Source organism: Massilia sp. TSP1-1-2, assembly GCF_049896185.1.
Taxonomy (GTDB): Bacteria; Pseudomonadota; Gammaproteobacteria; order Burkholderiales; family Burkholderiaceae_D; genus Telluria_A.
The window spans coordinates 155,598-181,641 of sequence record NZ_JAFCTU010000010.1; the positions used below are offsets into that span (position 1 = coordinate 155,598).

The window sequence follows — 26,044 nt, forward strand, 5'->3', positions numbered from 1 at the left end:
TGCTCCCGACAGGGCAGCACTAGCTTGAATCTGGAAGAAGTATTGTTTTATTATTTCTGGTAGCGATTCGTGTATCACACAAAGCACAACGCGTATTCTTATCTCTGTACCTGCTAAGGTTATAGGGACAAGCCGTACGGGCAATTAGTATCAGTTAGCTTAATGCATTACTGCACTTCCACACCTGACCTATCAACGTCCTGGTCTCGAACGACCCTTTAAAGAGCTTAAAGCTCTGGGAAATCTCATCTCAAGGCAAGTTTCCCGCTTAGATGCTTTCAGCGGTTATCTCTTCCAGACTTAGCTACCCGGCAATGCCACTGGCGTGACAACCGGTACACCAGAGGTCTGTCCACTCCGGTCCTCTCGTACTAGGAGCAGCCCCCTTCAAATTTCCAACGCCCACGGCAGATAGGGACCAAACTGTCTCACGACGTTTTAAACCCAGCTCACGTACCACTTTAAATGGCGAACAGCCATACCCTTGGGACCGGCTACAGCCCCAGGATGTGATGAGCCGACATCGAGGTGCCAAACTCCCCCGTCGATATGAACTCTTGGGAGGAATCAGCCTGTTATCCCCAGAGTACCTTTTATCCGTTGAGCGATGGCCCTTCCATACAGAACCACCGGATCACTATGTCCTACTTTCGTACCTGCTCGACTTGTCAGTCTCGCAGTTAAGCACGCTTATGCCATTGCACTATCAACACGATGTCCGACCGTATCTAGCGTACCTTCGAACTCCTCCGTTACACTTTAGGAGGAGACCGCCCCAGTCAAACTGCCTACCATGCACTGTCCCCGATCCGGATAACGGACCAAGGTTAGAACCTCAAACAAACCAGGGTGGTATTTCAAGGTTGGCTCCACGCAGACTGGCGTCCACGCTTCAAAGCCTCCCACCTATCCTACACAGATTGGTTCAAAGTCCAATGCAAAGCTACAGTAAAGGTTCATGGGGTCTTTCCGTCTAGCCGCGGGTAGATTGCATCATCACAAACATTTCAACTTCGCTGAGTCTCGGGAGGAGACAGTGTGGCCATCGTTACGCCATTCGTGCAGGTCGGAACTTACCCGACAAGGAATTTCGCTACCTTAGGACCGTTATAGTTACGGCCGCCGTTTACTGGGACTTCAATCAAGAGCTTGCACCCCATCATTTAATCTTCCAGCACCGGGCAGGCGTCACACCCTATACGTCCACTTTCGTGTTTGCAGAGTGCTGTGTTTTTATTAAACAGTCGCAGCCACCAGTTTATTGCAACCCGTTCATCCTTCCACAGTAAAGTGGTCAAACTACAAGGGCGTACCTTTTCCCGAAGTTACGGTACCAATTTGCCGAGTTCCTTCTCCCGAGTTCTCTCAAGCGCCTTAGAATACTCATCTCGCCCACCTGTGTCGGTTTGCGGTACGGTCTCGTATGACTGAAGCTTAGAGGCTTTTCTTGGAACCACTTCCGATTGCTTCGAAACATAAGTCTCTCGTCTCAACCCCTTGAATTCCGCGCCCGGATTTGCCTAAGCGCCTTCTATGAGTCAAAAACCGGGACATCCAACACCCGGACAACCTTCCGCGATCCGTCCCCCCATCGCATCATACGACGGTGCAGGAATATTAACCTGCTTCCCATCAGCTACGCATCTCTGCCTCGCCTTAGGGGCCGACTCACCCTGCTCCGATGAACGTTGAACAGGAAACCTTGGGCTTACGGCGTGGAGGCTTTTCACCCCCATTATCGCTACTCATGTCAGCATTCGCACTTCTGATACCTCCAGCATCCTTTACAAGACACCTTCGCAGGCTTACAGAACGCTCTCCTACCATATTGATTGCTCAATATCCGCAGCTTCGGTGACTGGCTTAGCCCCGTTACATCTTCCGCGCAGGACGACTCGATCAGTGAGCTATTACGCTTTCTTTAAATGATGGCTGCTTCTAAGCCAACATCCTGACTGTTTTAGCCTTCCCACTTCGTTTTCCACTTAGCCAATCTTTGGGACCTTAGCTGGCGGTCTGGGTTGTTTCCCTCTTGACGCCGGACGTTAGCACCCGACGTCTGTCTCCCAAGCTCGCACTCATCGGTATTCGGAGTTTGCAATGGTTTGGTAATTCGCAATGAACCCCTAGCCATAACAGTGCTCTACCCCCGATGGTGATACTTGAGGCACTACCTAAATAGTTTTCGGAGAGAACCAGCTATTTCCAAGTTTGTTTAGCCTTTCACCCCTACCCACAGCTCATCCCCTAATTTTTCAACATTAGTGGGTTCGGACCTCCAGGGCGTGTTACCGCACCTTCATCCTGGCCATGAGTAGATCACTTGGTTTCGGGTCTACACCCAGCGACTGTCGCCCTATTCGGACTCGATTTCTCTACGGCTTCCCTATACGGTTAACCTTGCCACTGAATGTAAGTCGCTGACCCATTATACAAAAGGTACGCAGTCACGGAACAAGTCCGCTCCTACTGTTTGTATGCACACGGTTTCAGGATCTATTTCACTCCCCTCCCGGGGTTCTTTTCGCCTTTCCCTCACGGTACTGGTTCACTATCGGTCGATTACGAGTATTTAGCCTTGGAGGATGGTCCCCCCATATTCAGACAGGATTTCTCGTGTCCCGCCCTACTTGTCGCACGCTTAGTTCCACACATCGCATTTCGAATACCGGGCTATCACCGTCTATGGCTCCCATTTCCAGGGGATTCTTCTATGCGTCGTGCTAAAACGTGCAGGCTCATCCCATTTCGCTCGCCACTACTTTGGGAATCTCGGTTGATTTATTTTCCTGCAGCTACTTAGATGTTTCAGTTCGCCGCGTTCGCTTTGCATACCTATGTATTCAGTATGCAATGACCTATAAGGCCGGGTTTCCCCATTCGGAAATCTGCGGATCAAAGTGTGTTTGCTCACTCCCCGCAGCTTATCGCAAGCTACTACGTCCTTCATCGCCTGTAATCGCCAAGGCATCCACCATGTGCACTTATTCGCTTGTCCCTATAACGTTAGCCTCTCCACTGACTAAGCGGAAAGACGTTACAGAGATAAGAGTACAGCGTTGTTGCTTTGTTTTGATACATACAATCACTACCCATCGAACCGTCTGTCGACGATTCGATTAAAACTTTACTTCTTCCAGATTGTTAAAGAACGAAACAGCTTTTAATCTCTGAAAGATCAAACCTAAACCCAGGCGCCAATTGCGCTGACTTACGTTTGTACTTTAAGAGATAGTAGAGTGTGTTGGTGGAGGATGACGGGATCGAACCGACGACCCCCTGCTTGCAAAGCAGGTGCTCTCCCAGCTGAGCTAATCCCCCGGTTTTACCTGGCTTTTGCTCTAAAATCATCTGGCTCTGCCAGTGATTTTTGGCTGACTAGCCCAAACGAAAGTAGGTGTTCACTTTCGTTTGTTTGTTTTGGTAGGGCTGGTTGGACTCGAACCAACGACCCCCGCGTTATCAACACGGTGCTCTAACCAGCTGAGCTACAGCCCCGACTTGGACACTGCTACTGTTTCTTCTAATTTCAACAGTCGATAAGAGTGGACGCTCAATGAATTGGCTCTATAGCCAAGTGCAACTCTAGAAAGGAGGTGATCCAGCCGCACCTTCCGATACGGCTACCTTGTTACGACTTCACCCCAGTCACGAATCCTACCGTGGTAAGCGCCCCCCTTGCGGTTAAGCTACCTACTTCTGGTAAAACCCGCTCCCATGGTGTGACGGGCGGTGTGTACAAGACCCGGGAACGTATTCACCGCGACATGCTGATCCGCGATTACTAGCGATTCCAACTTCATGTAGTCGAGTTGCAGACTACAATCCGGACTACGATACACTTTCTGGGATTAGCTCCCCCTCGCGGGTTGGCGGCCCTCTGTATGTACCATTGTATGACGTGTGAAGCCCTACCCATAAGGGCCATGAGGACTTGACGTCATCCCCACCTTCCTCCGGTTTGTCACCGGCAGTCTCATTAGAGTGCTCTTTCGTAGCAACTAATGACAAGGGTTGCGCTCGTTGCGGGACTTAACCCAACATCTCACGACACGAGCTGACGACAGCCATGCAGCACCTGTGTTACGGCTCTCTTTCGAGCACACCTCGATCTCTCGTGGCTTCCGTACATGTCAAGGGTAGGTAAGGTTTTTCGCGTTGCATCGAATTAATCCACATCATCCACCGCTTGTGCGGGTCCCCGTCAATTCCTTTGAGTTTTAATCTTGCGACCGTACTCCCCAGGCGGTCTACTTCACGCGTTAGCTGCGTTACCAAGTTAATTAAAACCCGACAACTAGTAGACATCGTTTAGGGCGTGGACTACCAGGGTATCTAATCCTGTTTGCTCCCCACGCTTTCGTGCATGAGCGTCAATCTTGACCCAGGGGGCTGCCTTCGCCATCGGTGTTCCTCCACATCTCTACGCATTTCACTGCTACACGTGGAATTCTACCCCCCTCTGCCAGATTCTAGCCTTGCAGTCTCCATCGCAATTCCCAGGTTGAGCCCGGGGATTTCACGACAGACTTACAAAACCGCCTGCGCACGCTTTACGCCCAGTAATTCCGATTAACGCTTGCACCCTACGTATTACCGCGGCTGCTGGCACGTAGTTAGCCGGTGCTTATTCTTCAGGTACCGTCATTAGCAAAAGATATTAGCCCTCACCGTTTCTTCCCTGACAAAAGAGCTTTACAACCCGAAGGCCTTCTTCACTCACGCGGCATTGCTGGATCAGGCTTTCGCCCATTGTCCAAAATTCCCCACTGCTGCCTCCCGTAGGAGTCTGGACCGTGTCTCAGTTCCAGTGTGGCTGGTCGTCCTCTCAGACCAGCTACTGATCGATGCCTTGGTAGGCCTTTACCCCACCAACTAGCTAATCAGATATCGGCCGCTCCAGGAGCATGAGGTGCTTGCGCATCCCCCACTTTCATCCTTAGATCGTATGCGGTATTAGCGTAACTTTCGCTACGTTATCCCCCACTCCAGGGTACGTTCCGATATATTACTCACCCGTTCGCCACTCGCCGCCAGGTTGCCCCGCGCTGCCGTTCGACTTGCATGTGTAAGGCATGCCGCCAGCGTTCAATCTGAGCCAGGATCAAACTCTTCAGTTCAATCTCTGTTTAATGTCCTTGCGGACAGATCGCTCACTCAAAATACTGACAGGCCACTTCTTGCGAAGCGCCTATATTTCTTCTTTGTGAACATTTGATAATTTAAGTATTCAACTCGGCTTACGCTTCGTTGGCACCTTCATCAAACGCCCACACTTATCGACTGTTAATTTTTAAAGAACTTATTCCGTACTTCTTGCTGCGCGGTACGAAGCGTTGTGTTCGTTGCAGCAGAGAGGCAAGATTATGAAGCACTTCGCTTCACTCGTCAACCTCTTTTTGTTACCGCGCTTCTTGAAAAGTTCTTTCGGAGCGCGCCCTGACTACCTGATAACTACTTGATTTCGTTAACCTTTTCATCGGGGAGGCGAACTATAGCAAACGCCTCCATGGCTTGGCAAGGCCTATTTAACGGCGCCCGACAGTTTCACGTAAGCGATTGGCACCAAACTTGCTGGTAGTTCCACTGCACTGCCTATAGAACGGCGCCACCCCGCGACATGGACACAATTTTTGTTCATATCCGGGACAAGTGCTACATTCTGGAACACGACAGTTCCATTAAGAGAGCCGCAGGCAAGGGCCCACCAGGAGACAAGCGACAATGAACCACCACTCTGTTTCACTTGCGAACAGCGGCAGCATGCGCGCCGCAGCCACCCGTTGGGATGACGATATTCCCGCCATAATCAACTCGTCCCATAAACGTTCGCTTGCCTTTGGCCTTACGCCATCCACGATGCCGGACTTCAGTCCACTGCAGCGCGGCGACCTGACCGATCTTATCGATAAGAACTGCATGCTGCACGCGCACGCGGTGCCGGCCATGGAAACGTTGTATCAGCAAATCATCAATACGCATAACATGGTGATAACGACGCCAACGGCACCATCGTGCATTCGCTGGGCGACGACGACCTCCTTGAAAAGGCCGACCGCGTTGCTCTCCAGCCTGGCGTGGCATGGTCAGAACAGTGCAGAGGCACCAACGCAATTGGCACCGCTATCGCCGAACGCACCGCCACCCTGGTCCACGCAGACCAGCACTACCTGGCGGCGAACCACTTTCTGACCTGCTCGGCGGCGCCGATCACCGATTACCAGGGCAAGGTCGTCGGCGTGCTCGACGTCTCCGGCGACCAGCGCAGCTTTCACAAGCACACCATGGCGCTGGTGCGCATGTCGGCGCTGATGATCGAGAACCAATTGTTTTCGGCCACATTCGAAGACGCGATCACCCTGCACTTCCATGCCCGGCCCGAATTCATCGGCACCCTGATGGAAGGCATCGCCTCTTTCACGCCGGGCGGACGCTTCCTGTCGGCCAACAGCAACGGCTTGTTCCAGCTCGGCCTGTCCTTCTCCGCATTGCAGTCGCACACCTTCAGCTCGCTGTTTGGTTTGCCGGTATCGGCGCTGTTCGACCATTACCGCACCGCCGCGCCGGGGTTGCTGAACCTGTGCATGCACAGCGGCGTGCGCGTCTACGGCCGCGCCCAGCTGCGCCTGGCCAACGGCGCCCATGCGCTGACCGACAACCAGGAAATCATCAGTGCTCCTTCCCACGCGCCCGCCCGGCCCGCCGCACGCCTGTCCGGCCTGCGCTACCTGAATACGGGCGACCCGCAGCTTGAGCAGGTGATTGACAAGGTCAACAAGGTGCTGGGGCGCGACATTCCCATCCTGGTCATGGGCGAAACAGGTACCGGCAAGGAATTGCTGGCCCAGGCCATCCACAACGATTCGCCCCGCGCGATGAGTCCGTTCGTGGCCGTCAACTGTGCATCGATCCCTGAAACGCTGATCGAATCGGAACTCTTTGGCTACGAAGACGGCGCCTTCACTGGCGCGCGCAAGAAAGGGGCGATCGGCAAGATCCTGCAAGCCAATGGCGGTACCTTGTTCCTTGATGAAATCGGCGATATGCCATTCAGCCTGCAAGCGCGCTTGCTGCGGGTGCTGCAGGAGCGCATGGTCACGCCGCTCGGCAGCAGCAAATCGATTCCCGTCAACGTTGAACTGATCTGCGCCACCAATCACAACCTGCGCGAGCGCATGGCCAAAGGGCTGTTTCGCGAAGACCTGTACTACCGGCTCAATGGCCTGGTCGTCAAGCTGCCGCCGCTGCGCGAGCGCACCGATCTCGACATCGTCGTGAAAAAAATCCTGGCCACCGAGTCCAATGGCGGCAAGTACACGGTCTCGGCCGAAGTGCTCGACCTGTTTCACAAGCACAAGTGGCCCGGCAACTTCCGCCAACTGACCAATTTGCTGCGCACCGCGATCATCATGGCGTCCGACGAACACGAGATCGGCATGCGCCACATGCCCGACGACTTCTTTGACGATATCGATACCAACGCCACGCGCATCATGGCGACCGGCGCCAACCTGGACGAGATGGAGCATTCCGCCATTCTCAGGTCGTTCGAGGCGCACGGGGGCAACGTCTCGGCCACGGCGCGCGCGCTCGGCGTGTCGCGCAATACCATCTACCGCAAGATGCCGCACCTGAAGTAGCTCATGCCGCCGGAAAGGAGGGCGACTTCCAGACGATGCCGCGCTTGTTGATGGTCAGCAGATCGACGCCCGGCAGCGTCGCGGCCAGCGCGTGCGCCTTGCGCGAACCCATCACCATGAACGCTGTCGAGAGGCCGTCCGCCAGCATGGCCGTGGGCGCCACCACCGTCACGCTGGAGAGCTCCTGGGGCGACTCGCCCGTGGCCGGATCGAAAATGTGGTGGTGCACAAAGTCCGGCGTGAACCACGACGCATAGTCGCCCGACGTGGCCACGCACCGGCCATCGGTGCGCAGCCTGGCCGCCAGCGCTGCCGGTTCACGCGGGTCCTCCACGCCCAGCGTCCATGGCTGGCGATCCTGCCGCGCGCCCAGCGACGCGAACTCGCCCATGTCCACCAGCGCATGTTTGACACCGCGCGCACGCAGCGCTGCGAGCGCCAGGTCGGCCGCGTAGCCTTGCGCCAGTCCGTTGAGCGTCACCTGCATGCCCGGCTTGTCTAGTTTTACCCGCACGTCGTCCACGCGCACGCGCTGCCAGTTGACCAGGGCTCCCGCCTTCAGGCGGTCGGCAGCAGCCGGGCGGTGGCTGGGCGAGGTCGCCTCACTATACGCGCGCCACAGGGGCTGAACCGTGATGTCGAAGGCGCCGCGGGTGAGGACCGACAGCGCCTGCGCCTGCGCCTGCGCCAGCACCGCCAGCAGATGCGGATCCGGATAGGCCAGCACACCATGGCGATTGAGCGCATACACCTGGCTGCCGGCGTCATGAATGCTCATCAAGCGCTCGACCATGCGCGCCTGGGCAAAAGCCTCGTCCATTGCAAGAGCGGCGAGCGCCGCATCGGCGTGGAGCACGGTGATGGTGACAGTGGTGCCAAAGGCCAGCGCCGCCGAATGGGTAGCGCAGCGCGGCTCTCCCGGCAGTCGCGCGCAGCCTGCCACCGCACCAAGCGATGCTGCTATAAAGGTTCGGCGTTGCATGACGGCCTCCATGTTATCGGTTTGGCGCGACCACGATGGGAATCGTGCGCGCGCGTTTGAGTTCGAGCATCAAGGACGCGCATTGTGCGTCGCTCTCGTAAATGACGACGCATTCCATGCACTGGAAGCACTCGTCGTAGCTGATGGCGCCATCGGACTTGATCGCCTTGTATTCACAGCGGCGGCGGCAGCTCTGGCACGGCGTGCCGCACTGCTTGCGCCGCACGATCCAATCGAAGATGCGCACGTGGCCAAACAGCGCCAGCGCCGCGCCGAAAGGACACAGGTAACGGCAAAAGAATTTATACGAAACCATCGACAGTGCGAGCAAGCCGACTGCGTACGCCACGAAAGGCCAGGCGCGTATAAAATTTAGCGTGACTGCGGTCTTGAACGGTTCGAGCTCCACCAGCTTGTCGGTCAGCGCGGGCGCGAACACGGCACTGGCGCCGATCGCCGCCAGCAGGCCGTACTTGACAAGCTTGAGACGCCCATCGGCGCGCGTGTGTATTTTCAGCTGGGGCAGACGCAGCGCCTGGCCCAGTTTTCCGGTCAATTCCTGCAGCGCGCCAAATGGACACAGCCAGCCGCAGAACGTTCCCCTTCCCCATACAAGCAGCGATACGGCCACAAACCCCCACAGCACAACGGTCATCGGGTCGTACATGAAAAACTCCAGCGAGCGGCCGGCCAGCAGCGACTGGATCACGCCGGTAACGTTGACGATCGATAGCTGGCCCTGCGCGTAATAGCCGACAAAGGCGACCGTGAACAACAGGTAGGCACGACGAAACCAGGCAAAGCGCGCGCCGTCGGCCGTCAGGCGCTTTTGCCCCGTCAGCGCTGCGGCCAACAGCGCCAGCCCCGCCGCGAGGATCCCAAGCTCGCCAACACGCGCACGCCAGATCCCGACCCACGATTTTTCGCTTGCCGTTGGTGCGTCTATATATTTGAGCGGCAGCGCGTACTGGAAGTCGACGGCGCGCACGATCCGTTCCGGATAGACGATGCCCTTCTTGCGCGTGATCGGCAGCGAAAAATCGATCGCGCTTGCCGGGTCCAGGCCCGCCTGCGCGATCACCCGAAACACGGCGATGTTCGACACCGGCAGCGCCGCCGGATCGGCCAGTTTGATGTCCAGGTCCAGGTCGCGCATGTCGATGGGCAGCTTGTCCTGCCGCATGCCGATGCGCTCCGTGATGCCGCTGCGGACAAAGTCATTGGCCAGCACACTGTAGCGGCCACCGGACATGACCAGCAGCGCCTGGTCGCCCGGATCGAGCCGGCCCTTCAGCTTGGCCCAGCTCGCAGGCGACAGCAGGTTGCGCCCCACCGACGGCACCGACACTTGCGCCAGGTACAGGTCAATGAACAGTTCATCGGGTTCGTTCAGCGCCTGCGGCTCCAGGCCTGCACCCGCGCTGCCAGCAAACAAACGCTCGACATCGCGGTTAAGCAAGCGCACCCGCTTGATCATGCCAGCAGCGAGCATGTCGCTGGTAGTGAGCTTGTCGAAGTAGTCCATGTTGATGCGCGCGATCTGGTCGGGGTCGCGGCCGGCCGCGAACCCCAGCTTCTTGCGCGCGACCTTCAGCGCCGCCGACAGCACGCTCTGATTCAGAATGCGTACCGACGCCGTCGCCTTCGATACGCCGTCCAGGTAGGCGTTGGCGGCATCGGGCGCGCGTTCGCGCTTGGTCTTGCTGTCGATATGCAGATTCTGCTTGAGGGACAGTCCCTTGTACTGGCTTGCAAACTGAAACAGGGGCGCCTCTCCCAAGCCGTCCAGGAACACCGGCTCGTGGTGCGACAGCACCACGACGTCGAGGAAGGTCCCTGCCGGATCAATCGTCACCAGCGCGTTCATCGGCACCCCGGCAAAACCGGGAATCGGCGCCAGGTCGATCGACTCGAAGGCATAACCCACCAGGTCGGTCGACGTCCCGTTCTGCTTGAAGATAGGCCAGGCCGCAATGTCGGCCGCCTTCTGGCCGACCTGCAAAGGCGCGGGAAAGCGCCTGGCCAGGTCAGCCTGCGACAGCGTGCCGGCCGCCGCGCTCGCCGTGCACAGCACCGCGGCCCACAGCAACAGGTAACGAATCAATCGCACGCGCGCCACTATCAGAAGAAGATGATGCCGCCGAGCGCCGCGCCGTTCATGCGCGCGCTGCTGCCGTCAAAGCCGCGCGAGCGCGTGCGGCCAACTTCAGCAACCAGCGTGACGGCGCTATTGAGCGAGTAGTAAGCGCCCAGCGTCAGGTTGGCATTCGACTTCAGGCCGCCCGTGCCGGCGGTATTTTCATCGTTCTCGCTCATGCCGTAGCCAAGACCCAGCTTGAGCTTCGGGCTGGTCTTGTACGTGGCCTGCGCCAGGTAGTTGACGGACTTGACGTCGCCCTGATCGGCGTCCGACAGGATGCCCAGCCCCTTCCCGCTTTGCACATTGCCCAGCAGGCCGAAGGCGCCGGATGTATAGGACGCGCCGATCTCGACGCCGCGCATGGTCAGGTCGTCCACGCCGGGCGTGACCGATTCAAATTTCTGCGACTTGGCGCCGAGCCACGCCTTGAAGCCGGATGCCGTGTACGTCACCTGCGCCTGCAGCTGCGGGCTCGAGCCGGCGCTGAAGGCGGGGCTGGCCACGACCGGGGTGTCGTCCACTGGACTCATCAAGCCCACGTCGAAGCCGATGCCGGAGGCTGACTTGGGCGTGCTGTACGCCATCTGTCCGTAGTTGCCAAGGTAGGTGTAACCGGCGCCGATGTGGCCGAGCGCGACGCGGCCGCGCTGGGTCGCCTGCACCGGCGCGCCGGCGCCGAGCAGCGTCATGTCGGAGAGAATGGCATTGGCGCCGAAGATGCCGTAGTCGCGGCCAAGCTTGATGGTGCCGATCTCGGCGTTACCGAATGTGAAGTACGCCTGGCGCACATCGACCACGCTGTTTTGGCCGATGGCGCTGTCGGTGGCCGTTGAATTGTAGATGCCGATCAGCGCCTTGACGTCATAGCCGCCCTGGGTGGACGCGGCCGATGCGACCAGGCCGTTGGGCAGCAGGCCGTTGCCGATGGTGGTGCGATCGTCCCGGCCACCACAGCCCAGGCCTTGCGAGCCCAGTGCCAGGCCGCCGACTGCGTCGCCCTTGCAGGAGACGACCGTGTAATAGGCGTTGACGATGCCGCCCACGCCGACCGTCCAGTCGCCGGCCTTGATGTCGACAGCCTGTGCTTGCTGCATGCTCGCTGCGGCGATAACGGTCAACGCAAAAATCTTCTTCATGGGATCCCTCTTTATGTTTTATATGCTGTGTACATCACGCGATGTACTAAAGGAGATGGCAATAAGCGTGCCTGAAGCGATGAAGGCTGGATGGCGCAGGTATGGGCGCGCTTGTGTGCAGAATCGGACCAGATGTGATGCAGCGGTGTTCTGTTTTTGATCGCTGCGCCACATCGTCCTCGCGCAGGCAGGCCAAGGTTACGACAGCGCTGCCATTGGCGCGAATGTGTTGCAATGATGAGCGTAGGTCGGATAAGCGCCAGCGCAATCCGACATGCGTCAACGCGACGCTTGTCGGATTGCGCTAGCGCTTATCCGACCTACGACTGCTGCAACCTTCCCTTTTTGCGACCGCCGCCTGCACGATTTCCATAAAAAAAGACGGCCGAAGCCGTCTTTAAAACCACCTTGTCCGCACCCTCACCCTTTGGGCAGCTTGAACACCCACACCGATCCACCCTGCTCCAAAAAGTTGACCTTCTTGGCCACTTCACCGCCCCACAGGGGCACTGCGCCGCCCCAGCCCGACACCACGGCAATATACTGCTCCCCGCCGTCCTGCCACGTGACCGGCGGCGCGACCACGCCGGAGCCGGTCTGGAACTTCCACAGCTCCTTGCCCGACCTGGCGTCGACCGCCTTCAGAAACCCTTCCGGCGTGCCGTAAAAAACCAGCCCACCGGCGGTGCTCATCACCCCGCCCCACAACGGCGCGGTATTCTTGATCTCCCAGACGATCTTGCCGCTCTTCGGGTCGACCGCGCGCAGCGCGCCGATATAGTCGTCGAAAATCGGCCGGATGGTAAAGCCCGCGCCCAGGAATGCCCCACCCTTCTTGTAGCTGATCGGCTCATTCCAGATATCCATGCCCCACTCGTTGGCCGGCACGTAAAACAGCTTGGTCTGCGGGTTGTACGCCATCGGCATCTGGTTTTTCGCGCCCAGAAACGCCGGTGCCGAGAACACCGTCGAACCCTTCTTGCCGTCAGCGCCCTTGGTCGGGTCGCTCGGACGATTGGCGGCGATGAAATTGGGCCGGCCCGTCTTGAGGTCAATGCTGCTGGCCCAGGTGATTTTTTTTACGAACGAAAAGGCGTTCTGCAGCTTGCCGTTCTTGGCGTCCACGACGTAGAAAAAGCCGTTGCGGTCCGCCTTGCCGCCGTAGCGCTTGCCATCCATGTCGAAGGTGACAAATTCATTGGAGCCGTCAAAGTCCCACGAATCGTTCGGCGTGCCCTGGTACGCCCACTTGATCTTGCCGTCGGCCGGATCAATGGCCACCGTGGACGAGGAAAACAGGTTGTCGCCCGGGCGCAGATGACTGTTCCACGGCGCCGGGTTGCCCGTGCCGAAATACGCCAGGCCGGTGCTCTCGTCATAGGTGCCGCCCATCCAGGTCGAGGCGCCGCCGGTCTTCCACAAGTCGCCCGGCCAGGTTTTGTTGACCGTGCCCGAGACGCCGTTGTCGCTCGCCTTGCCGTCCTTGTCGTACTTGTGGCCCATGTGGCCTTCGACCGTCGGACGCGACCAGACCAGCTGGCCCGTCATTGGGTCGCGCGCTTCGACCCGGCCCACGATGCCGAACTCGCCGCCCGAGACACCCGTCAGCAGCAAGCCCTTGGCGATCAGCGGCGCGGCCGTCATCGAATAGCCGGCCGCGTAGTCGTCGACCTTTTCCTTCCACACCACCGCGCCCGTGGTCTGGTCGAGCGCGACGAGCTGAGCGTCGAGCGTGCCGAAAATGACCAGGTTGCCGTACAGCGCAGCACCCCGGTTGACCACGTCGCAGCATGGCATGATGCCGTCCGGCAGCCGGTGCTCGTACTTCCACAGCTTGGTGCCGGTTTTCAGATCCACGGCAAAGATGCGCGAATACGACGCGGTCACGAACATTTTTCCGTCATGGATCAAGGGCTGCGATTCCTGCCCGCGCTGCTTTTCGCCGCCGAACGACATCGACCAGGCCGGCACCAGCTTGCTCACGTTTTTGGTATTGACGATGGTCAGCGGCGAAAAGCGCTGGCCTTCAGTCCCCATGCCGGACGAGAGCACGCTTTTCGGGTCCTTGGCCGTGTTGACCAGCATGGCGCTGGTGACATTGGTGGCTTGCACCAGCGATGCGGCGGCCATGCCGATCACGACACCCAGTAGTTTTTTCTGCACAATTTCTCTCCTCTTGTATAAATCGGTTTTTATAGTTGGCGCTTGGCCGGCGAATCGGCGCTGAGGATGCGCAATTGCTCATCGGTGAACAGGCGCGAGCGCGTCAGGAAGCGTCGCCCTGTTCCGTTATCAAGTGAAAACATGCCGCCGTTGCCGTCGACCACGTCGATAATCAACTGGGTATGCTCCCAGTATGCAAATTGCTCAAGCCCCATATAGAACGGCGCCCCGTCCAGGTTGCCCAGGTACACATCGGTGTCGCTGATGTTAAATTCGCCTGCCGGGTAACACATGGGCGCGCTGCCGTCGCAGCACCCGCCCGACTGGAAAAACATGAGCGGACCATGCCGCTTGCGCAGCTCGCCGATCATGGCCAGGGCCTGTTCTGTTGCAATCACGCGTGCGAGTGGATGGTCCATGGGGCTCACCTGTCAGAAAAAGCCGAGTGCGTTCGGGCTGTAGCTGACCAGCAGGTTCTTGGTCTGCTGGTAATGGTCGAGCATCATCTTGTGATTCTCGCGCCCGATGCCCGACTGCTTGTAGCCGCCGAAAGCGGCATGCGCCGGATACAGGTGGTAGCAATTGGTCCACACGCGCCCGGCCTGGATGGCGCGGCCCACGCGGAAGGCGCGCGAACCGTCGCGCGTCCACAGCCCGGCGCCGAGACCATACAAGGTATCGTTGGCAATGCGCAGCGCATCGGCTTCATCCTTGAAGGTCGTGACCGACACCACTGGCCCGAAAATTTCTTCCTGGAAGATGCGCATGCTGTTGTCGCCCTTGAACACGGTAGGCTGCACGTAATAGCCGCCTTCCAGGTCGCCCGCCTGCATGTTGCGTTCGCCGCCGGCCAGCAGTTCGGCCCCTTCCTGCTTGCCGATATCCATGTACGACAGGATTTTTTCCAGCTGCTCGTGCGAAGCCTGGGCGCCGATCATGGTCGATGCATCGAGCGGATTGCCCTGCTTGATGGCGGCCACGCGGGCCAGGGCGCGCTCCATGAAGGCTTCATAGATCGATTCTTCAATCAGCACGCGCGACGGGCAGGTGCACACTTCGCCCTGGTTCAGCGCGAACATGGCGAAGCCTTCCAGGCACTTGTCGAAGAATGCGTCGTCGGCGTCCATTACGTCGGCAAAGAAAATGTTCGGCGACTTGCCGCCCAGTTCCAGCGTGACGGGAATCAAGTTTTGCGCCGCGTATTGCATGATCAAGCGGCCGGTGCCGGTTTCGCCGGTAAACGCGATCTTGGCGATGCGCTTGTTGGAAGCGAGCGGTTTACCCGCTTCCAGGCCAAAGCCGTTGACAATGTTGAGCACGCCTGGCGGCAGCAGGTCGCCGATCAGCTCGATCAAGACCAGGATCGACGCCGGGGTCTGCTCGGCCGGTTTCAGCACGACGCAGTTGCCGGCGGCCAGCGCCGGGGCCAGCTTCCACACCGCCATCAAGATCGGAAAGTTCCATGGAATGATCTGCCCGACCACGCCCAGCGGCTCATGGAAGTGGTAAGCGTAGGTTTCATGGTCGATCTGCGCGACCGAGCCTTCCTGGGCGCGGATGCAGCCGGCAAAGTAACGGAAATGGTCGATGGCCAGCGGAATGTCGGCGGCCATGGTTTCGCGGATCGGCTTGCCGTTGTCGATGGTTTCGGCGGTGGCGATCAAGGTCAGGTTCGCCTCCATGCGGTCGGCGATCTTGTTGAGGATGTTGGCGCGCTCGGTTTGCGACGTCTTGCCCCAGGCATCCTTGGCGGCGTGGGCGGCGTCCAGCGCCAGCTCGATATCTTCGGCGCTCGAACGGGCGATTTCGCAAAAAACCTGCCCGGTGATCGGCGTGATGTTGCCGAAATACTCGCCCTTGACCGGCGCCACGAACTTGCCGCCGATGTAATTGTCATAGCGTTGCTTGAATGGATTGGCGACGCCCAGTTTGCTGATGTCCGCGAGATTCATGTCGTCCTCTTTCTGAAGTAGTTGGATTACTGTTGCAGGCAACGGAGTGTGTTGATCACCTGTTCCCTAGCGCAAGCGCCGTGCCAGCGAACGGGACAAAGGGACATTCCAGAGTAGAAGCAGGTCAAAAGGTCCTATTGATCAATCGCAAGGAAGCTGGCGAACTGTTTGTTTTCTGAACACTGCGGCGTGCCACCGGGTGTTGCAATCTGGAGCAGTCAGCGGATCAGTACACCCCAAGGCAATTCGCCAACCGGGATATCCTTCAGCTTGCTGCCACTTGCCGTATCGATCACGCTGACGCTGGCGGAGCGGCCGTTCGCGACGTACAACTTGGCTCCGTCGGGCGTGAGCGCCATGTTCCACGGACGCTTTCCCACCGCAATCGTGGCGCTGACGCGATTGGTCGCCGTATCGATCCGCATCACGGTGCCGTCCGCCCCGTTCGAGACATACACATGCTTGCCATTCGGATGCACGGCAATGCCGTTCGCATTTTTGCCGGCAGGTATGGCCGCGACCGCCGTCCTGGTCGCCATGTCGATCACGTACACGGTGCTGACCATTTCCGCGGCCACATATGCGCGCTGCGAGTCGGCCGAAAAACCGATCCCGCGCGGGCGCAGGCCGACGGCGATCTTGCCCACCTGGCGCCGCAGCGCCACGTCGATGACGTCGACCTGCTCCGCTTCCTCGGCGCTGACCAGCAGCCAGCGACCGTCCGGACTGAACACGGCGTGCTCGGGATTCTTGCCCTCGACCTTGATGTCGGCCAGCTGGCGCCGGCTTGGCGCATCGATCAGCGTCACGCTGTTGCTTTCTTCCACCGCCACGGCCACGTAACGGCCGTCGGCCGACGCGTGCACCCCTTCCGGCGACTTGCCAAGGGGAATTGACGGCTCCGCCGCCCCGCCTGCCGCGTCCAGCACCAGCAGCGCATTGCTGCCCGCATCGGTTACGAACAAGGTCTTGCCGGCCGGGTCGGCGGCGATACCGCGCGGGCGCTTGCCGGCCGCCAGTTCGCGCACCACGGCATCGGTTGCGGTGTCGATCACGCTGACGGTACCGGATTTTTCATTGGGCACATAGGCCAGGGGGCCGGCGGCGGCACTGGCCACAACGATAGTTGCGAGAGAGAACAAAGCGAAGTTTTTCATGGAATCCCTTTCATAAATGAAGGCGCAAGCCGCGCGCGCATGCGGGATTTCATGCAAGCACTGTGCCACTGCAAAATTTTGTGCTGGCAGGTATATTGCTTACGCTGTTGGCACAGACCCGCCGAATGACCGCAAGCGGGCGTACCTCATTATTGGAGACTGCATGAACCACCCATTTCGCCTCAACGCCATCGCCAGCCTGGTGGCTGCCGCGCTCTCGCCGCTGGCCGCTGCCCAGTCGGGCGCCGCCGCGCCGGTCGCCGTCGCCGTCGCTGTTGCCGGCGCGCCGGTCGACGTCGTCGTCGTCAGCGGCAGCCGCATGGAACACGCCAGCTTCGACCTGCCGGCGGCCATCGACGTCATCGACGCGGCCCGCATCGGCGCCGCCCAGATGCGCGTCAACGCCTCGGAAGCCCTGGCCGCCGTGCCCGGACTGGTCGTGCAAAACCGCCAGAACTATGCGCAAGACCTGCAGATTTCCTCGCGCGGCTTTGGCGCCCGCTCCGCCTTTGGCGTGCGCGGCGTGCGCCTGATTGCCGACGGCATCCCGGCCACCATGCCCGACGGCCAGGGCCAGGCGGCCACCTTCAACCTCGACCTGGCCGACCGCATCGAAGTGCTGCGCGGGCCGTTTTCGGCCATTTACGGCAACCACTCGGGCGGCACCATCGCCCTCTTCACGCGCGACGGCAAAGGCCGCCCCAGCGTCGAATCGACCCTGACGGCGGGCAGCTACGGCAGCCGCAAGCTTGACGTCAACGCCCAGGGCGAGAGCGGCGGCATCGGCTACGTGATTGACACCTCGCGCTTTGATACCGACGGCTACCGCAGCCACAGCGCCGCCACGCGCGACCAGGCCTACGCCAAGATGACGCTCGCACCTACGGACGCGAGCCGCCTTGCCGTCACCGCCAGCGCGCTGCGCCAGGACGACACGCAAGACCCGCTCGGCGTCACCTGGGCCACCTTGCAGCGCGACCGGCGCGCCGGCGAAACCGACGCCACCGATACCGCCACGCCCAAGCGCACGCTGGCCGAGCGCTACAACACGCGCAAGAGCATCGACCATCAACAGGCTGGCATCTCGTTCGAGCAGCGCCTGGGCGAGGACCGCGTGCGCCTGATGGCCTACGCCGGCAACCGGCAAGTGATCCAGTACCAGGCGTTTTCGCGCTTTGTCCAGACGCCGGCCACCCAGTCCGGCGGCGTGGTCGATTTCGCGCGCGACTTTCACGGTGCCGACATCAACTGGCTGCACGTGCTGCCGCTGGCGGGCGGCAAGCTCAGTACCACCGTCGGTCTGGACTACGGACGATCGCGCGACCAGCGCCAGGGTTTCGAAAACTTCGTCGGCGCGCAGTTTGGCCTGCAAGGCAAACTGCGTCGCGACGAGACCGATACCGTCTCGAGCATTGACCCGTACGCGCAGGCCGAATGGCAGGGCGGCCCCTGGGTGCTGACGGGCGGACTGCGCCACAGCCGCCTGAAGGTGGCCGTCACCGACCGCTACGCCAGCAATGGCATTGACAGCGGCAGCGTCAACTATCGCCATACTACGCCGGTACTTGGCGCTCTGTACAAGGTCTCGCCGGTCCTGAACGTGTATGCCAGCGCCGCGCGCGGCTTTGAAGCGCCCACGCTCAATGAATTGTTTTACTCGGGCGCCGGGGCGGGTTTCAATTTTGGCCTTCGCCCTGCCACCAGCGTGCATGTGGAAGCCGGCGTCAAAACCTACATCGGCAGCAATACGCGCGTGAACGCGGCCTTGTTCCAGGCCAGAACCGACGACGAACTGGTGGTCGATGTGGCCACTGGCGGGCGCACCAGCTACCGCAACGCCAGCGCCACGCTGCGCCAGGGCGCCGAACTGTCGGTCGACAGCAAGCTGGACGCGGGTTTCAGCAGCCGGGCCGCCATCACGCTGCTGCGCGCCATTTACGCGCAAGGCTTTGGCGCCGTGGCGCAAGGCAGCCGCCTGCCCGGCGTGCCGCGGGCGAACCTGTTCGCAGAACTGGCCTGGAACAGCAGCGGCGGCAATCTTGGGGCAGCCATCGAAACGACTGCCAGCAGCAAGGTGTATGCGGATGACGCCAATCTCGACATCCCGGCGCCGGGCTACGCGGTGCTCAATGCGCGCGTCCAGGCGCAGCAGACGCTGGACGGCTGGCGCCTGAAACAATTCGTGCGCGTGAATAACCTGGCCGGCAAAGCCTACGTCGGCTCGGTCATCGTGGGCGACGCCAACAAGCGCTTCTACGAGGCGGCGCCGGGCCGCAACTGGATGCTCGGTTTCAGCGCCCAGTACAGCTGGCGCTGATTTTTCAAGCGGCTCAATAGTGGTAGCGCGCCCCGAAACGCAGCATGCGGGGCGTGCCCGGTGCGATGAAGCGCGTGTTGGCGTCCGGCGCCGCGCCAAACAGGTTGCGGCCCACGGCGCCAAAACTGGCAAAGCGCCGGTTCAGCAGATTGTCGACGCGCGCGTACAGCTCCCAGTGCTTGGCGCTTTCCCAGCTGGCGCGCACGCTCAACAGGCGGTAGCCGGCCACCCCAAGGCCGGGCAGCAGACCGTCTTCATTTCCCTGTACGACCATGCGCGAAAAAACTTGCGCGTCGGCGCCCACCGTGAACGACTCGCCCAGCATCCATTGCGCGCCCAGCTTGACGCTATGGCGCGGCAAACCGGCCAGCGGCGTGCCCTGCTCCACCGGCACTGCGCGCACACCGGTAAACAGCGTGCCCTTGGCGTCATACGCGGCGTCGAGGTAGTTGTAGCTGGCATTGAGCTGTACCTGGCCCACGTTCGCGCGCCACGAAAAATCGAGTCCCTGGTGGCGCGTGCGTTCAAAATTGGCAAAGTAACCCTGGCGCGACAGGCCGGAGCTGATGAAAAGGATGTCGTCCCGGTTGATGGTGCGGTACAGCGACAGCGAAGCGCTGGTTCCCCCATGCTGGTAGCGGGCGCCGGCTTCGAGCGTGCGCGCGACGACCTGTTTCAGGTAGGGATCGGACTGCAGGCCTACCGGCAGCTGACAGGGCTGCGTGGGATCGGCGCAGCCAAGTTCGATCACGGTCGGCACCCGGTTGCCCTGCGCGGCGTTGGCCACCAGCATCCAGCCGGCGCCGGCCTCGAAGGCTGCGCCGAGCGATGGATTCATGCTGCTGTAGGTGAAGCGTTCGCGCGGCTGCAAGCCCCTGGCGCTGGTCAGCGTATTACTCACTGCGGCGTGGTTGACGCGCGCGGCCGCCGTCACGTGCAGCCCGGGCGCGGCGCTCCAGGTGTCGCTGGCAAACACGCCGAGCGCGCTGGCACGGCCCGTCACCGACGATGCAGGAACGCGCTCCTGCGCCGGGTCGGCAACGATGCCGCGTTCGTCCGTCAGCACGCCATCTTGCTCGAACTGGGCAAAGGCGACGGCGCTGGCGTCAACCGTGGCGCCGATGTCGATACGGTGCCGCTTGCCGCGCACGCCCAGCAGCACGCTGGCGCCCTGGCCCCGCTGGCGCGTGCTGGTGGTATTGAACACGCCTGCGGGCCCTTCCTCCACGTCGCCGTTGACGGTGTCGCTGCGGCTGCGGCGTGCATAGGCCAGCGCCGAGAGCACGGCGCCGCCGTTAAAACGCCGGCTCGCATTGCGAGCCAGTTGCCAGAGCGCGTTGCGCGTCTCGTCAGGGAACGTGTACACGGCGCGCCAGTCCCGCTGCGCCAGTTCGTCGGGCAGCAAGCCGTTTCCACGCAGTTGGCTGCGCCCGCCCAGCAGCGACACGCTGGCCGCCGACACGCCGTCGTCGCGTCCGACCTTGGCAAACACATTGCCAAGCCGGCCCTGCGAATGGTCGCGCCAGCCATCGTCGTCAAACAGGGTCGAACCAACAAAGCTGTGCCAGTTGCCATCCACCGCGCCCAGCGCCAGGTCGAGCCGCCGCCGGCCCCCACTTGTGACTGACAGATCGACTTCACCTCCCGGGTGCGTGGCGCCGCTTTTGGTGGTCAGCACCAGCGCCCCGCCCAGGGTATTGAGTCCGTACACGGGATTTGAACCGGGCACCAGCAGCACGCTGGCCAGCGCGGATTCGGGCAGCATGTCCCAGTTCACCACGTCGCCGAACGGCTCGTTGACCCGCACGCCGTCCAGGTAGACCGAGATGCCCTGCGCAGTGCCGAGTACCGGCGAGGCCCGAAAGCCGCGGTAGGTGACGTCGTTCTGAAACGGGCTGCCCGAAATGTCGTTGACGTTCACGCCATTCAGGTTGCAGTTCAGGTAGTCCGCCAGGTTGCCCGCATGCGCGTCGCCGATCTGGTCGCTGCCCGCCAGTTGCACCGAGTACGGCAGCAGCTTGCGTTCAATCCCCAGTCCAGCAAGGGGCGCAGTGCCGACGATTTCAACGGTGTCGGCAAGCGCCGGCTGGCACGCCAGCGCCAGGCCCAGCGCCCCGCACCAGCGCTTCATGGCGTGACGACCTGCACCCCATGCCACGCGAAAATCGCCTTGAGCTCACCGCTGGCCGCCATCTCGTTCATGGCTTGCTGCAGCAGCTTGGCCATCTCGGTGTCGTCCTTGCGCACCGCCATGCCGACCGCCCATCCCGAGCGCGGCAGGCGCTGAAATGCAATGTCGTGCACTGGAAAAGCCCGGTCGCCGCGCAGCACGGAGTCGATTTCCGAGCGGGTGGCAAGCACCGCGTCCAGTTCGCCAGCCTTGAGTTTTTCAAGCGCCTCGATCGCGCTCGGATAAATCTTCACGCCAGGGGTAAATTTGCCATTGCCCTCCCCCAGCATCACCATCGCGGCAATCGAAACTTTCTCCACGCCGATGCGTTTGCCGGCCAGCGAATCGACGCCGTCAAAGCTTGGCACCGTGCGTGCGCTGCGCACCAGGCGCACGCCCTCGACATGGTAGGGCGCAAAAATGACGACTTGCGGATTGGCCGCCATCAGCCGGTTATCGACCGGCACATGCAGCATCACGTCGGCCGGGCCGTACCCCAGGTAGTGGCCTTTCCAGACCATGTTGCGCAGGTCGTCGCCCAGCTCTTCACCGGCCGGAAACGGCAGCAGGTTCAGGCGCAGGCCCAGCTTTTTGGCGAGCGCCTGCGCCAGGTCGACGTCGATGCCCTGGCCTTTGTCCGAGAACGGCGCAAACTCATTGTAGACCGCCACCTTGAGGCCGCCCGACTGTTGAATTTTCTGCCAGTCGGCGTGGGCGGGGCCTGCCATCGCCAGCGCGGCGCAGGCGCCGGCGATCAGTGCACGGATCGTAGTCATGTGCCCTCCCTATTTGGTTTCGCGGCGCGATTCGAGATAGGTCTTGATCGACCACATGGCTTCCTGGTTGAAGACGCCTTCAAAGGGGGGCATGTACACCGCCCCATTGCGCACTTTGCCGCCGCGGATGGAGGTCAGGAAGTAGGCGTCCATCTCCTCGTAGCAGGCCAGCTTCTTGGCTTCGACCTTCAAGCCCACGCAGTCGCGGTCAAGCAAGCGCAGGTCGGGCGCGATCCCGCCCGAAATGGCGTCGATGCCGTGGCAGCGCGCGCAGTTCTGACCAAACGCCGAGGCGCCGATCTTGAGCGCGAGCTTGTTGGTCTTGAAGGGATTTTCGTCGCGCCATTTGTCGCCCAGCGGCGGCAGGCCGGCGGTGTCGACCGCCTGCGGCGTGACGTTGCCGTGCGCAATGGCGAACATGGAGGTGGTGACTGCGCTGGCCAGGCCTGCCCAAAGTACCAGACTACGAAGGGATTTTTTCATGGTGTCTCCTGCTGTTTTGATGGATGAATACATCAACAGGAGCAATTGCCATGCCATGGCTGCCACGCCGCAGCGCCTGCGCCACCTGTCCCGAAATGGAACAGGTGTCCCAGCGTTGTCACACCGTTACCGACCGTGCAGTTCCGGATCGACCTTCGTTGGGTAAAGACGCGACAGCGCGTGGGTTGCAACGGCAGTCAGCAGTTGGCGCAGGCGCTCGCCTGCTTTGCCGCTGTCGTCTTCCTGGCGCAGTGCGCTCCACAGGCCGGCCAGTTCGTTCGCGTGCGGCGCGGCCGCCGCTTCCACCTCGGTCTGCCAGAACGCGGGCGCCTCGCCCTCGACGAAATCGCCGCGTCCGCGCCCGAAGTGGGCCACGGCCAGGTAACGCAGCACGCTGCCAAGGAGCAGCGTGTGCAAGAATTCGTCGGCAAATTCCACGGTGGTCTTGTTGCGCTCGGTGCTGGTGTTAAAGCCCCATGCGGCGCCGGCCGCCGTCAAGGCCCCCACCACGCCGCCCAGCAGCGCCCCGGCGCCGAAGGTCAGCCCCCCTGCCATCAGGTCCGCCGACAAGCCCGTCGCCGCGCCCGAGACGACCGCGCCCAGCAAGCCGGCCTGCGCCTTGTCGACCGGCGCGCGCACCTTGAAGTTTTCACGCACGCGCGCATTGATCCTGGCAGCCTCGCCAGGGTCGAGCCGGTGCAGCTTAAGCAGCACGCGCGTGGTTTCGCCAATGCCGGCATTGAGCCGCTCGACCAGCACCGCCATGGCCTTTTCCTGGCGCTGCTGGTCGGCCGACTTGGCCAGGCCGACCGCCTTCATGGCGCTTTGCAAAAAGCCGGTGTCGGCCAGCGCGATCGGTTCACTGTCGCGCGCCGCTGCGGCTAGCTGGACGGCGGCAACGCGCATCGCTTCATGGAAGCGGTCCTGGTTGTTGGCCTGCCACAGGGCCAGCAGGCGCGCGTATCCTGCTTGTTTGGACTCGTCCAGCAGCTTGCCGACCGCCTCGTAAAACACGCGCTCATGCACCCAGCAGCGGGCAAAGGCGTCCAGCGCCAGCACGTCGCGCACGATCGGATATTGATCCAGGTGCGCTTTCCAGCGCGCCTGCTCCGCCGCTTCCTCATTGGCGGGCCGGGGCGGGCCCATCTGGTTGAGCAAGACCACTACCGGTTTGCCCAGCCACTCAAGAATTTTCATTTCGGCCGGCAGGTAGCCTGCATCCCGGGGCAGTTCGGACGAATTGACCAGGTACAGCACCACGTCGGCAGAATCGCGGGCGGTGCGCAATGCTTGCTGGCTGAGCCAGAACGGCTTGTCGCGGTAGCGGTCGAACACTTCGCGCAGGAACCAGCCGATCGGGTTGCCCGCCATTGCCAGGCGGCGCAGCAGGCGCACCGAGTCGCCAAAGCCGGGCGTGTCCCATAGCTGCAAGGTGTCGCCCTCGGCGGTCTTGAGCAAGGTGTGCTCTTCGGCCAGCACGGTGACGTGGGCGGCGTCGCGCACCTCGCCCACGTCGACCCCGACCAGCGTGCGCGCCAGCGTGGTCTTGCCGTTGTTGGTATGCGAGATCAGCGCAAACTGGATGGTGGCGGCTGTGTCGTTCATGAAGGTTTCGATACCCGTAGTCCGGCGTCCTGGTCGAGCGGGCGCTGGGGTGGATTGCGAAGGTTAATGATGGTGGCCGGTGCGCGATGGAAGCTGCAAAATTCCTGCCATAGTGCGACGCGCTGCGCCATACGCGTTTCGTCGCTGCGTTCGGCCAGCGATGATTCGTCGATCAGCACGGCCACGCCGCGTTTCGAGGTGCGCACCAGATAATCGAGGAAAACGCCGTGATTTTCCTTTTCCGGCGTCGCCGCGAGGTTGAACAGCACGGCGGTGTAGGTCACGGCCGGATCGTCCAGGTTCACTTCGCGCAGCACTTCCTGGGGCTCTTCGCCATACGCGCTCGGCGGGCGCAACATCACGCGCGCCTGCTCGCCCAGCAGCATGGTCGCCACCTGCGTCAAGCCGCGGTCGCGCGCTTCGTCGACGGTGAAGCTGTAGGGGAGCACCCGCAACACAGCGGGGCCGCTGGCGCCAATCTGGTCGCCCAGCTTGCGGAAATACGGCTGCTCCAGGTCGAGCGGGAATGCGCGCACGAGCCGGCGCGCCTTCCAGTGCGCGAAGCCGGCCAGCGCCAAGCGCGGCAGCACCACCAGCAGGAGCATGGTGGCGCCGTACAAGTGCACCCAGCGCGCGCCGCCGGCCGCCGACGGCACCTGCGAGAAGCGCAGCGCTTCAATCTCGGCGATCGAAAAACCCTGCAGCGGGAACAGCGCCAGCACCGGTGCAAACAGTGCCGACAAAATGGCGTGCACCTGGCCGGCCGACAGGAATGTGCTCTCCCATCCGGCCCGGTATTCGGACAGAAAACCGCGCGCATACAGCGAGAGCAGCGCGCCAAGCGCAAACATGGCCGCCGACAGATGCACGGTGCGCGACAGGCGCGCGTGATTGAGCCTGGCACTGAGCTCTGTCCATTGGCGCATGAAGTCGGTGAGCGCGCTCGATAGCACATGCGGCAGCTTGCGCGGCAGCGCCACCTTGGCGCCGGACAGGCTGCGCATCATGCCTTCGCTGACCCAGCTGCTGGCGGGCGAGGGAATGACCATCCAGACCAGCAGCATCAGGTACACCAGCAGGTTCCAGCCAATGATGCCGAGCAGCGGCGCGGAGAGCAAATCGACGCGGTGCGGGTCGCTGATGCGGTCCAGCCCCGCTCCCAGCAGCAAGGCCACCAGCGGCAACGCGACGGCCAGCCTTGTCAAGCCCGTGCGCAGGCTAAAAAACCCTTTCAGCGACGGCGTGCGTTCGGCCAGGCGCTTGAGGATTTGTTCGGAGCGCTGCTGCAAAAAATGCTCGGTCGTGACGTCGGACTTGCTGTCCGACGCCTGCCACTGGGCCAGTTCGCGCGCGCTGCGGGTGGCGTACATGCGGTCGTCTTCGCTGAGGATGTCGTGCCCGGTGTCGGCCAGTTCGATCGCGCGCACCAGGACTACATCCCGTGCAATCTGTTCGTTCATGCTTTTCCTTGTTGAAAGCCGCTCTTTTCGAATGTGCTATCTTAGCGCGGAAAAATGTTGCCA

General features: G+C 61.2%; 14 protein-coding genes, 2 tRNA genes, 2 rRNA genes and 1 pseudogene. 2 read left to right on the forward strand and 17 right to left on the reverse strand.

What is annotated here, in order from left to right:
- Window positions 1-123: 123 nt before the first annotated feature.
- The 5 genes from ACP7BV_RS11190 to ACP7BV_RS11210 all read right to left on the reverse strand — a co-directional run bounded on the left by ACP7BV_RS11190 (window position 124) and on the right by ACP7BV_RS11210 (window position 5,982).
- Window positions 124-2,998, reverse strand: a 23S ribosomal RNA gene (locus ACP7BV_RS11190).
- Between the two features lie 247 nt (window positions 2,999-3,245).
- Window positions 3,246-3,321: transfer RNA gene (locus ACP7BV_RS11195), tRNA-Ala, on the reverse strand.
- 100 nt (window positions 3,322-3,421) lie between these two features.
- Window positions 3,422-3,498, reverse strand: a tRNA-Ile gene (locus ACP7BV_RS11200).
- Between the two features lie 91 nt (window positions 3,499-3,589).
- Window positions 3,590-5,120, reverse strand: a 16S ribosomal RNA gene (locus ACP7BV_RS11205).
- The 16S and 23S rRNA genes sit together here with 2 tRNA genes alongside, the layout of an rRNA operon.
- Window positions 5,121-5,742: 622 nt before the next feature.
- Complete coding sequence (locus tag ACP7BV_RS11210; RefSeq protein ID WP_426103933.1) at window positions 5,743-5,982, reverse strand: hypothetical protein; 240 nt, start codon at window positions 5,980-5,982, stop codon at window positions 5,743-5,745.
- Between ACP7BV_RS11210 and ACP7BV_RS11215 the strand changes: the two are divergent.
- Window positions 5,920-7,640 (forward strand): annotated as a pseudogene (locus ACP7BV_RS11215) (sigma-54-dependent Fis family transcriptional regulator). The gene ACP7BV_RS11210 and the pseudogene ACP7BV_RS11215 sit on opposite strands and share 63 nt — an antisense overlap.
- A gap of 1 nt (window position 7,641) precedes the next feature.
- Here ACP7BV_RS11215 and ACP7BV_RS11220 read toward each other — a convergent pair.
- From ACP7BV_RS11220 to ACP7BV_RS11250, 7 genes are all read right to left on the reverse strand, one after another.
- The gene (locus ACP7BV_RS11220; protein WP_426103898.1) at window positions 7,642-8,622 is read right to left on the reverse strand and encodes an FAD:protein FMN transferase; all 981 of its coding nucleotides are present in this window, start codon (window positions 8,620-8,622) and stop codon (window positions 7,642-7,644) included.
- A 13-nt stretch (window positions 8,623-8,635) separates the two neighbouring features.
- Entirely contained in the window at window positions 8,636-10,732 is a 2,097-nt protein-coding gene (locus ACP7BV_RS11225) for a 4Fe-4S binding protein (protein ID WP_426103899.1), read from the reverse strand.
- Window positions 10,733-10,743: 11 nt separating this feature from the next.
- Window positions 10,744-11,898 carry a porin gene (locus tag ACP7BV_RS11230; protein ID WP_426103900.1) on the reverse strand — a complete coding sequence of 385 codons (1,155 nt, stop codon included), beginning with the start codon at window positions 11,896-11,898 and terminating at the stop codon, window positions 10,744-10,746.
- Between the two features lie 420 nt (window positions 11,899-12,318).
- Window positions 12,319-14,028: a PQQ-dependent methanol/ethanol family dehydrogenase gene (locus tag ACP7BV_RS11235; RefSeq protein WP_426103929.1), complete on the reverse strand. Its 1,710-nt coding sequence runs from the start codon at window positions 14,026-14,028 to the stop codon at window positions 12,319-12,321.
- Window positions 14,029-14,090: 62 nt separating this feature from the next.
- Window positions 14,091-14,480 carry a DUF779 domain-containing protein gene (locus ACP7BV_RS11240; RefSeq protein ID WP_426103901.1) on the reverse strand — a complete coding sequence of 130 codons (390 nt, stop codon included), beginning with the start codon at window positions 14,478-14,480 and terminating at the stop codon, window positions 14,091-14,093.
- Between the two features lie 12 nt (window positions 14,481-14,492).
- Entirely contained in the window at window positions 14,493-16,013 is a 1,521-nt protein-coding gene (gene adh, locus ACP7BV_RS11245; RefSeq protein ID WP_426103902.1) for an aldehyde dehydrogenase, read from the reverse strand.
- A gap of 218 nt (window positions 16,014-16,231) precedes the next feature.
- Window positions 16,232-17,170 carry a beta-propeller fold lactonase family protein gene (locus tag ACP7BV_RS11250; RefSeq protein WP_426103903.1) on the reverse strand — a complete coding sequence of 313 codons (939 nt, stop codon included), beginning with the start codon at window positions 17,168-17,170 and terminating at the stop codon, window positions 16,232-16,234.
- A gap of 163 nt (window positions 17,171-17,333) precedes the next feature.
- Between ACP7BV_RS11250 and ACP7BV_RS11255 the strand changes: the two genes are divergently transcribed.
- Window positions 17,334-19,487, forward strand: a complete 2,154-nt coding sequence (locus tag ACP7BV_RS11255; RefSeq protein ID WP_426103904.1) for a TonB-dependent receptor family protein — start codon at window positions 17,334-17,336, stop codon at window positions 19,485-19,487.
- Window positions 19,488-19,500: 13 nt separating this feature from the next.
- Here ACP7BV_RS11255 and ACP7BV_RS11260 read toward each other — a convergent pair whose 3' ends face one another.
- The 5 genes from ACP7BV_RS11260 to ACP7BV_RS11280 all read right to left on the reverse strand — a co-directional run bounded on the left by ACP7BV_RS11260 (window position 19,501) and on the right by ACP7BV_RS11280 (window position 25,981).
- Window positions 19,501-21,645, reverse strand: a complete 2,145-nt coding sequence (locus ACP7BV_RS11260; RefSeq protein ID WP_426103905.1) for a TonB-dependent receptor — start codon at window positions 21,643-21,645, stop codon at window positions 19,501-19,503.
- Entirely contained in the window at window positions 21,615-22,433 is an 819-nt protein-coding gene (locus ACP7BV_RS11265; protein ID WP_426103906.1) for a substrate-binding periplasmic protein, read from the reverse strand. Before ACP7BV_RS11265 ends, ACP7BV_RS11260 begins: the two co-directional genes overlap by 31 nt.
- A gap of 9 nt (window positions 22,434-22,442) precedes the next feature.
- Complete coding sequence (pedF, locus tag ACP7BV_RS11270) at window positions 22,443-22,916, reverse strand: cytochrome c-550 PedF (protein WP_426103907.1); 474 nt, start codon at window positions 22,914-22,916, stop codon at window positions 22,443-22,445.
- A 126-nt stretch (window positions 22,917-23,042) separates the two neighbouring features.
- Window positions 23,043-24,521: a DUF3482 domain-containing protein gene (locus tag ACP7BV_RS11275; protein ID WP_426103908.1), complete on the reverse strand. Its 1,479-nt coding sequence runs from the start codon at window positions 24,519-24,521 to the stop codon at window positions 23,043-23,045.
- Window positions 24,518-25,981, reverse strand: a complete 1,464-nt coding sequence (locus tag ACP7BV_RS11280; RefSeq protein ID WP_426103909.1) for a DUF2868 domain-containing protein — start codon at window positions 25,979-25,981, stop codon at window positions 24,518-24,520. The genes ACP7BV_RS11275 and ACP7BV_RS11280 overlap by 4 nt, the downstream gene beginning before the upstream one ends.
- Between the last annotated feature and the right edge of the window lie 63 nt (window positions 25,982-26,044).